At 33.8% G+C, this 6,476-nt stretch carries 6 protein-coding genes; 5 read left to right on the forward strand and 1 reads right to left on the reverse strand.

What is annotated here, in order from left to right; translation table 11 throughout:
• Positions 1–967: 967 nt before the first annotated feature.
• Genes pilM through AB1414_13420 form a run of 5 tightly spaced genes read left to right on the forward strand, consistent with a single transcriptional unit; the run spans position 968 to position 5,852 of the window.
• On the forward strand, positions 968–2,071 hold the full coding sequence (pilM, locus tag AB1414_13400; protein MEW6608417.1) for a type IV pilus assembly protein PilM: 1,104 nt from the start codon (positions 968–970) through the stop codon (positions 2,069–2,071).
• A 4-nt stretch (positions 2,072–2,075) separates the two neighbouring features.
• Positions 2,076–2,615 carry a PilN domain-containing protein gene (locus tag AB1414_13405; protein ID MEW6608418.1) on the forward strand — a complete coding sequence of 180 codons (540 nt, stop codon included), beginning with the start codon at positions 2,076–2,078 and terminating at the stop codon, positions 2,613–2,615.
• 2 nt (positions 2,616–2,617) lie between these two features.
• On the forward strand, positions 2,618–3,172 hold the full coding sequence (gene pilO / locus AB1414_13410; protein ID MEW6608419.1) for a type 4a pilus biogenesis protein PilO: 555 nt from the start codon (positions 2,618–2,620) through the stop codon (positions 3,170–3,172).
• A 46-nt stretch (positions 3,173–3,218) separates the two neighbouring features.
• Positions 3,219–3,761 carry a hypothetical protein gene (locus AB1414_13415; GenBank protein MEW6608420.1) on the forward strand — a complete coding sequence of 181 codons (543 nt, stop codon included), beginning with the start codon at positions 3,219–3,221 and terminating at the stop codon, positions 3,759–3,761.
• Between the two features lie 18 nt (positions 3,762–3,779).
• Positions 3,780–5,852: an AMIN domain-containing protein gene (locus tag AB1414_13420; protein ID MEW6608421.1), complete on the forward strand. Its 2,073-nt coding sequence runs from the start codon at positions 3,780–3,782 to the stop codon at positions 5,850–5,852.
• Between the two features lie 381 nt (positions 5,853–6,233).
• Here the strand turns inward: AB1414_13420 and AB1414_13425 are convergent, their stop codons facing one another.
• The gene (locus AB1414_13425; protein MEW6608422.1) at positions 6,234–6,398 is read right to left on the reverse strand and encodes a hypothetical protein; all 165 of its coding nucleotides are present in this window, start codon (positions 6,396–6,398) and stop codon (positions 6,234–6,236) included.
• Between the last annotated feature and the right edge of the window lie 78 nt (positions 6,399–6,476).

The raw sequence follows: 6,476 nt of genomic DNA on the forward strand, positions 1-6,476 counted from the left end.
GAAATAGTAGGCAAGTAGGTAGTAGGAAAGGGATAAAGGATGTGCACGGTATTCCTCTTCTGGGGACAATGTCTCCCCTTTCCTACTTCCCTACTCTCCTACTTTCCTACAGGCTGAATAGTTACGACAAAATTAACAAATAATGGTCAATTGTTAATTGTAAATTGTCAATTGTTAATTATTGGGGGCTGCATTTTTCTATTTCAGATTTCATATTCTACCCCCGCAATCCTCTCCGCCAGCGGGGGACATCAATTGAGTAGCGACAGAGCACTATCATAAAGGTTGAAATAGTGTCCGAAAAGGAGATATGGGGATTATGGAGATAGGGAGATATTATTAAAAAAATTGAAATTAGTAGAAACTAATAGAAATTTATAGAAATTTGTTGTTTCCCACAATCAATTTCTACCTATTTCTATAAATTTCAATCTATTTCTATTATCTTATCTCCATATCACTCTTATCTCCTTATCCCCTTTCTTACACTTTTGATATATAGCCTGAACGGTTACGATTTTTGGTGGTGTCTTAATCTCTGGTGTTTCGTGAATTTTTTATGATTCCTTTCTCCTTTAATCTTTGCGTTCTTTGCGGTCGATTTCTTTGTGTTCTTTGCGATTAAAAAAGGATAAATCGCAAAGGACGCAAAGGGAAGAAAATAGGTAAAACATTTTTTATCAACTCAACTTCAAAGGATAAGTTGCAAAAAAATCATCAGGCTTTTGAGCCTAATTTTGCCATCTTTGAGCAAAATAAACAGATTGATAAGGATAGAGAGAGTTTTAGAGAGCCTCAATAGTAGCATAAAATTTACGAAAGTTCAGATAAATAAAAAAAAAATAAAATTATGGTGATAAAATTCTTGACAAATAATCGTAGATATGATATTATTTATTCCTAATCATAAAATAAAATCGTTTGACAGAAAAACAAGTAATAACCAGCAGGGAGGAAATTTAAGATAATGTTGTGGGGAAGAGAAAAAGTACCAGTAGGATTAGATATTAGTCATGATTGTATCAAGGTGGTTAAACTCAGAAGAACCGATAGTAAAATAATCCTGGATGCAATTGGTATGACCAAAATCTCTCCAGAACCATTAGATGAAGATGCCTTAGGGGCTAAACAGGAATTATCGGTTAAAGCTATTAAAAATTTACTCGTAACTCATAAAATCGATACTAAAAAAGTGCGAAGTTCTGTTTCGGGGAATTCAGTGGTAGTTAGATATATCAAACTTCCTTATATGAGTGAAACAGAATTGAAAGATGTTATCAAATTTGAGGCGGAAGAACATATCCCTTTTGATATTGAACATGTAATTATAGATTTCCAGATAATTAAAGAAACCGTAGAAAAAGACGAACGAATGATATTAGTCTTATTAGTTGCGGCTAAAGAAGAGTTAATTTATGACCATATGGAGATATTACATCGAGCCGGATTAGAAACTGTTCATATCAATGTAGATACCTTTGCCACTGAAGACGCTCTGACTTACGGGGTAGGAGAAGAAGATGTTATTGCCTTAGTTGATATAGGTGCCCGTATGACTAATATCAATGTGGTTGAAAATAAAATCTCCTGCTTTAATCGGGATGTCCTGGTTGGTGGTAACGACTTTACAGAGGGTATTAGAAGAGAATTAGGAGTAAGTTTTCAAGAAGCGGAAAAGATAAAGGAAGAAGAAGGAATAATCCTTTTACCAGAAGAAATTACCACTGCTGTTACTCCTGCTGTAACTGGGAGTGATAAAGCCGCACAAATATCTTATGCGATTGAATCTGTCGGAGCAAGATTATTAGATGAATTAGAGCGTTCTTTTGCGTATTATTATACTCAATTACCTGTTTATCGTAAAAATATCGACCGAGTAATTATAAGCGGTGGAAGTGCAAAACTTGCTAATCTTGATAATTTCCTCTCAAATGGATTAGGAATGTCTGTGGTGATAGGAGACCCTTTTGCGAAAATATCTATCCCCCCAAAGTTTGATCAAACATATATCAAGAAAGTATCTTCCGCATTCGCGGTCTCATTAGGGTTGGCGATGAAAGGAGTAATGTGAACCGATGACAGAAATTAATTTGATGCCACCGGTAGTGGTAGAAAAGAAAAAAGGACAATGGCGAAATGTATTTATTGGATTAATACTTAGTCTCATAGTCGTATCATTAGGTCTCTGGTATGCAGGACTTGTAATCAAGGTAAAACAAAAGGAGGCAAAATTAGAAAAGATTACACAGCAAATTGCTGAATTACAACCACATCTGATAGAAATAAGACGATTAGAGGCTGAAATTATTGAAAAAAAGAAACGAGTAGATGTAATTGTCCAATTAGATAAAGGTAGATTTGTTTGGGCTAAATTGTTAGACGAAATGGTTATGTGTCTTCCATCAGGACTCTGGTTAGGAGGATTTGTAAATACCACAGGCAATGAATTAAATTTGAACGGACAGGCTTTTGATAACTTCTCTATCGCAAGATTTATGAGTAATTTAATAAATTCACAGATTTTTACAAATATAACATTAGGAAACATTGAAAGTTCAGCTATTAGAGAATATCCGATTAAAACTTTTTCTATCAAATGTAATTTTAGAGGATAACAATGAAACTTGATATACAAATTTTAAAACCTATTCTTCTATCTTTAATATTATTGTGTGGACTTGCTTACCTATTCTTTACCTATATGTATAAACCTATATGTAATAAAGACTTAGAATTAGACCAGAAAATAGTGACAAAAGAAACGGAATTAAGAGAAACCCAGAAAATAGTAGAGAATTTAGATGTAAAAAGGGCAGAATTTGAAAAGGTAAAATCAGAACTCGAATATGTCATTAATCGATTACCGACTAAAGAAGAAATACCCCAATTATTAGAGACAATAACTAAAATGGCAATAAAATCAAATATTAATTTGATTTCTTTTAGACCAGAATCTATGGTAACTAAAGAGGTCTATAATGAAATTCCGGTAGGACTACATATCAAAGGCACATATCATGATATAGGGTTGTTTTTAACTAATATTGGAAATTTTGAGAGAATTATTACTCCATCTAGTATTAAGATGAATGCGGTAATTGCAACGGAAAAAGATCCATCTACCACCACAGCAGATATGCGTATTACTGCCTTTGTCTATAAAGAACATTAAAAATGGAATATCTAATTTCTACCAGAAATCATAGGAAACAATGAAAATGAAGCGTAAATTTTTTATCTTAAGTTTAATCTTTGGGCTAAGTCTCATTATCGGTTGTGCGAAGAAAGAGGAAAAAAAGGTAGTTGTTCTACCTCCACAAATTCCGATAGCAAGACCAGAGATGTATATTCCAGAAAAATATGAATACAAATCCGCTCTAACACGGGACCCATTTGTTCCTTTAATTGTTAGTGAAGTAAAACCTGTGGCTGGAGATAAAGGTTTAAAGTTATCAGAAATAAATATCCTTAATTTAGAATTGTCGGGTATCATCTGGGATAAAAAAGAAATAATGGCTCTTTTTCACGATGGAAATCATTTTGGATATATCCTTAAAAAGGGGAATTTGTATGCGGATAACTATAGACCAATTGCAGGTATTTGGGGCAAATTTATAAAAAATAGAGAGGTCTTTTTACAACAGGGAAAAACAGAAGTTAACTTTTTTATAGGGAAACCTAAAATAACAAAGATAAAAGGAGCCGCAATAGGAGCTCAACAAGAAATGGAAGAAATTCCATCAGAAGAAACTAAACTTTAAAAAAAGGAGTGATTAAAATTGAAAAAATTAACCCAATTATATTTAATTTTTACCTTAATTATCCTTCCTGCATTAGCGATGGCAGCGATGAGTTTGATGGATATTAAAGTAAGTGAAGAGGATGCGAAAATAAGGATAAATATTATCACGGATAAACCGATGGTAAAATATAATTCCTTTACTGCGGATAAACCCCCGGCGATTGTTATTGAACTTGATAATACTCAATGTGCAGAAAAAGAATTAATCATTGGCCGTAATGGTATCAACCGAATTAATTGTATCCCACAAGAAGGTCCTAAGACAAAGATAGTAATTAGCATTATTAAAGTCTTTCCTTACGAGATTCAACAAGTAAAAAATGGGCTTGAAGTGATAATTGATAATCCCTATCATAGTTATCAACTCAATAAGATAGATGTAAAAGAGGATGAATCCAAAATAAATTTATTAATTTCATCAAGCGCTCCACCTCAATATAAATATTTTGACCTGGCTAATCCCACACGGATTATTGTTGATTTCCTTAATGCCACGAATAAAATAGGGGAAATTAAAACAACCAGTAAGTTTATTAAGAATATCACTCCAGGTCAAAGGCAAACAGAGCCAGTAAAGGTAGCCAGGGTTATGGTTGAATTAACAGAATTTATGCCATATCAAGTTTTTAGTGATGAAAATCAGGTAACGCTTGAATTGACTAAATACCCGCTGGAGGAGGTAAAGAAAATTACTCCTGTTTCTACAAAAGAGACTCCAAAAGAAATATTACCAGAAATTAAAATAACACCCCCAATAGCAAAGAAATTACCTACAAAGGAAATAAAAGAAAAGGAAAAACCTGCATTACCGGAAATTAAAGAGGTAAAAAAACCTGTGGAATCTAAACCTGTTCTACCCAAAATAAAACCCGAAGAAGAAAGAAAAGAAGAGATGTTATCTTTAGATTTTAAAGACGCTGATATACTTGATGTTTTGAGAATTATTGCTCATAAAGTCGGAATGAATGTTTTACCAGGAAAAGAGGTAAAGGGGGTTGTTACGGTTAAATTAGAGAATGTTTCATGGCGCAAGGCGTTAGATTTGATTTTAAGAAACTCAGGTTATGCATATATTATTGATGATAATATCATTCGTGTTGATATACCAACATTACTCTTAGGAGAAACTACAACACGAATATTTAAACTTAATTATGCGAAAGCATCAGAGATGGCAGGAATAGTTACGAATATGATGACGACCCTATCCACTCAGCAGGCAAAACAAATGGGTGGGGCAGCACCTATGCTGGGAACAGTTATCCAGGATGCAAGAACTAATGCCCTTATCGTGACCGATATCCCTTATAATGTAAATCAGGTGGCGGGAATAATTGAAAAGTTAGACACCATTACACCTCAGGTGATGATTGAAGCCAAAATTGTCGAGGTAACATTAGATACGAGAAATATGTTTGGATTTATGTGGTCAATGGAAGATAAACGACACAATTTTGCTATTGGAAGTTATCAGACAGAAGGTTGGGCAATGGGTGATAGAGGTGAATTTTTATATTCTAAACTTACCTCTGGACATAATATAGAAGCTATCCTTAATGGTTTGGTGGTTGAAGGAAAGGCAAATGTTCTCTCTACTCCTAAAATATTAGCATTAGATAATGAAAAGGCAGAAATACTTGTGGGAGAAGATGTCCCTTATCAACAGACGCAAGAAAGTGAACAAGGAAAAATTTTAACCAGTGTTAGTTTTCGCCAGGTAGGTATAAAGTTAGCCGTTACGCCGCACATTAACCCTGATAATTATATCCTTTTAGATGTAAAACCAGAGGTTAGCTCTTTGAAAGAATGGGCTTATCAAATGCCACTAATATCTACAAAACAGGCTACTTCCAAATTGGTTGTGAAAGACGGGGATACAGTTGTTATTGGTGGAATTATTGATGACCAGGGCACAGAAAAACTTAATAAAGTTCCATTCTTTGGTGACCTGCCATTTGTTGGTTCTTTATTCCGCAAAAAACTGACCGAAAATCGAAAGATAGAACTCCTGATATTTATTACTCCAACGATAATAAAACCCGCCATCTGATTTTTTGTAACCGTTCACCACAGAGACGCAGAGAAAAAATTAAAAACTATTTACCATAAGCTTCATTCCATCTCTGATTTTCATCAGAGCAAGCTTTTTGAGGACCGACATCTCATGATTGGTAAGCGTTCAGGTGGTGTAAGAAAAGGAGATATGGAGATAAAGGAGATAAGGGGATATTATTAAAAAAATTGAAATTAGTAGAAACTAATAGAAATTTATGGAAATTTGTTGTTTCCCACAATCAATTTCTACCTATTTCTATAAATTTCAATCTATTTCTATTATCTTATCTCCATATCGCCCTTATCCCCTTTCTTACACTTTTGATATATAGCTTGAACGGTTACCATGATTGATTAACAATTTGGTTTTGATGTCCTATGTATTGCACTGGACTTTCGTAAATTTTATGCTACTTCTAAAGTTCTCTTTATCCTTATCAATCTGTTTATTTTGCTCAAAGATGGCAAAATTAGGCTCAAAAGCCTGATGATTTTTTTTGCAACTTATCCTTTGAAGTTGAATTGATAAAAAATGCTTCACCTATTTTCTTCCCTTTGTGACCTTTGCGTTATTACTTTGTGCCCTTTGTGGTTTATCCTTTTTTAACCGCAAAGAACG

It is taken from the genome of bacterium, assembly GCA_040755795.1.
Lineage (GTDB): Bacteria > UBA9089 > CG2-30-40-21 > CG2-30-40-21 > SBAY01 > JBFLXS01.

Excerpts from the sequence above, each read along its gene's own strand:
- pilO (MEW6608419.1), top strand. The coding sequence starts at position 2,618 with ATGAAACTTGATATACAAATTTTAAAACCTATTCTTCTATCTTTAATA.
- pilM (MEW6608417.1), top strand. The coding sequence starts at position 968 with ATGTTGTGGGGAAGAGAAAAAGTACCAGTAGGATTAGATATTAGTCAT.
- AB1414_13405 (MEW6608418.1), top strand. The coding sequence starts at position 2,076 with ATGACAGAAATTAATTTGATGCCACCGGTAGTGGTAGAAAAGAAAAAA.
- AB1414_13415 (MEW6608420.1), top strand. The coding sequence starts at position 3,219 with ATGAAGCGTAAATTTTTTATCTTAAGTTTAATCTTTGGGCTAAGTCTC.